Annotated in this window: 1 protein-coding gene; it reads right to left on the bottom strand. The window is 51.7% G+C overall.

The genetic code is table 11. The annotated features are described in order from the left end of the window. Nucleotides 1–1,167: MSCRAMM family protein (locus tag OCV66_RS10890; RefSeq protein ID WP_262564470.1), on the bottom strand; the 1,167-nt coding region annotated here is incomplete at both ends.

The raw sequence follows: 1,167 nt of genomic DNA, 5'->3' as shown, positions 1-1,167 counted from the left end.
GCATTTTGGAAAGACAGGGTAATATCGCGGGTATTGTCCCAGCTGAAGGTCTGGATATCCGCACCGTCTGTTGCATACCCCTCCGGCGCGGCGATCTCATACACCTCGAAAGAGCCAGTGGGCAGGTCCCTGCCCTGGATGGTGAACTCGCCCAGCGCGTCCGTTACGTAGGTATTGACAAAATCGTTATCTATGCCCTTGACCTCAAACTTTGCGCCCATCAGGTTCCGCCCGTCCGCGCTGGAGGTCTTATGTACCTTGAAAACGTGGTCGTCACTGTTGGCCAGTGTCACTTCAACGGTCTTATCACCCGTGCCAGTGTTTACCACTTTATCCGGCAGCAGGGTGTAGCCCTCCGGTGCTTCGGTTTCCTTGATGGTGACATCGGTGTTGAGGGGTAAGTCAAGAAAAACAGCTTCACCATTGCCATTTGTCGTTTGTTCATCTGTTTTCTGCGCGCTATCTTTTTGATAAGTGATTTTGAAAGTACAACCCTGCAATGGCGCACCATCTTTATCAGTCTTCAAAATCTTGAGATTAACTTTTTCCTGTGTAGACAATGGATTAGAGTTAAATTGCAACTCATTGCTCAACTTTTGCACAGCGGGTTCCACCATGATAACCGGCTGTACACCCGAACTGGTTGTGCTGGCTGCGTACACATTATAGCGATCCACGTTCATGCTGGTTACGATTTTTGTGGTCAGTTTATCCTGATCTGCGTCCATCTGCTCCGCTGTGGCCTTGGGGATACAGAACAGGAAGGTTTCACCATAGGCTGTATCGTTGCCGTTCTTGTACAGGTCGTTGTTTTTCTGCACATTCTTCAGCGTAAGGCGCTGCGCCCCGCTTTCGTCATAGCTCTTATTGCCCTGGCTGTCCATGAGGAACGCACTGGACGGTACGTTGTCCGCACGGACGAAGATCTGATTGCCGCGCACGAACGTAGCGGACGCTGCCGCCATAGGCAGCACCATGTAGTCCTGTCCGTCTATTTCCTTTTCTGCAAATACACCAGAGTTTACAATACCCTGCGGCAAATCTACTGAGCCGGTCTTTTGTGCGGCGGGCGCGTACTCCGTGTTGCCGGGCGTGTAGTTGATGGTTGCACCTACCCACGGCGCATGCCCTTTTCCATTTGGCCCCCATACGCCATAGAACTCGTTG

It is taken from the genome of Agathobaculum ammoniilyticum, assembly GCF_025567315.1.
In the GTDB taxonomy this organism is placed as follows: Bacteria; Bacillota; Clostridia; order Oscillospirales; family Butyricicoccaceae; genus Agathobaculum; species Agathobaculum ammoniilyticum.
The sequence above is the reverse complement of the archived record's forward strand: the minus strand, read 5'-3'. Positions and strand labels throughout refer to the sequence as shown.